The following is a 1,470-nucleotide window of genomic DNA, read 5'->3' as shown; positions in this document are numbered from 1 at the left end:
GCGCGTACCGCGGTCTGAGGTCTCGGTGGAGACGCAGGTCCGGTGGTGAGAACGTCGTCCAGGTGACGCGCGCCCTCGTACGGGACGGCGTGCGCGACCTCTGCGCGCAGGGGGTAGTCGGCGCCGGTGAGCGGCGGTGGGACGACCTACTCGGCGACGCGCTGGCCGAGGCCGCGCGCCGCCTCGCGCACGCCGTTCCCGCGCCGATCACGTCGCCCCCGATGACGAGCACGCCGAGTCCCTGTTCCGCCATGTCCGCGAGACGTCCGCGAGCACCCGCGCGCGCTGCTCCGGGCCGAGTGCCGCTGCCCTCACCACTTCCCCTCCCCCGCCGACCGGTCGCGAGGTGCGGGGGATGGTGCGTAGGTGTCGTGTCGTCACGCGTACTCCCGGGCCGGAGCGGAGGGGAGCCGGGGAAAGGAGGGGAGCGGCCCGCCGGGGCGCGTCCGGGCATGGCGTGTTTATGACGGAGAAAGGCCGCGCCACTACCCTATAACGGTCATATTTACTCGTAGTCTGACAGTGCGCTCGTCAGGAAGGACCCTCCCATGCCCGCAGACCTCGCCGTGGTCGGCCTCGGCCCTCTCGGCCTCCCGCTCGCCCGCGCGGCCGTCGCCGCGGGCATCGCCACCTTCGGCCACGACGAGCAGGCACGGGTGCGCGAACTCGCGCTCGGGAGACCGCCGCGCGGCAGCGAGGCCGCGCTGAGCGCCTCCGAACTGCGCCGGATGCTCACGGGCAGCTTCCGGGCGAGCGCCGACCCCGCCGAGCTGGGCCGCGTCCGCACCGCCGTCATCTGCGCCCAGACCCAGGCGGCGGGCGACCGCTCGCCCGACCTGAGCGGAGTGGTCACCGCCGCCCGCACCCTCGCCGCGCGCCTGCGCCCGCACACGACCGTCATCCTGGAGTCGCCCGTCCACCCCGGCGCGACGGAGGACCTGCTCCGCCCGATCCTCGAACAGGGCTCCGGCCTGCGCGCGGGCCGCGACTTCCACCTCGCGTACTCCCCGGCCCGCCTGGACCCCGGCAACCGCGCCTACCCGTACCACGCGACCCCCAAGGTGATCGGCGGACTGACCCCGGCCTGCACGGAGTCCGCCGCGGCCTTCTACGGAAGGCTCACGGACAAGGTGGTACGGGCCAGAGGGCCCCGCGAGGCGGAGACGGTGCGCCTCCTGGAGACGAGCTACCGCCACGTCAACATCGCACTCGTCAACGAGATGGCGGTGCTCTGCCACGACCTGGGCGTGGACCTGTGGGACGTCATCCGCTGCGCGGAGACGAAACCGTACGGCTTCCAGGCGTTCCGCCCCGGCCCCGGCGTCGGCGGTCACGGCCTCCCGCCCGACCCCGAGCACCTGCCCCACCCGCACCGCACCCCCGGCCACCCGCTCCGCCTCGTCGGCCTCGCCCGCGAGGTCAACCAGCGGATGCCCGCCTACGTCATCCAGCGCGCCGCGACACTCCTCA

1 protein-coding gene and 1 pseudogene are annotated in these 1,470 nt (G+C 74.2%); one reads left to right on the top strand and one right to left on the bottom strand.

The window, feature by feature from the left end; all coding sequences use genetic code 11:
* A pseudogene (locus tag SSBG_RS35850) lies at window positions 1–134 on the bottom strand (glycerol-3-phosphate dehydrogenase C-terminal domain-containing protein); the annotation flags it as partial.
* Window positions 135–548: 414 nt separating this feature from the next.
* On the opposite strand from SSBG_RS35850, the gene SSBG_RS18225 reads away from it, so the two are divergent.
* On the top strand, window positions 549–1,470 hold a 922-nt coding region (locus tag SSBG_RS18225), incomplete at its 3' end, for a nucleotide sugar dehydrogenase (RefSeq protein WP_008747539.1).

The organism is Streptomyces sp. SPB074, assembly GCF_000154905.1.
In the GTDB taxonomy this organism is placed as follows: Bacteria; Actinomycetota; Actinomycetes; order Streptomycetales; family Streptomycetaceae; genus Streptomyces.
The sequence above is the reverse complement of the archived record's forward strand: the minus strand, read 5'-3'. Positions and strand labels throughout refer to the sequence as shown.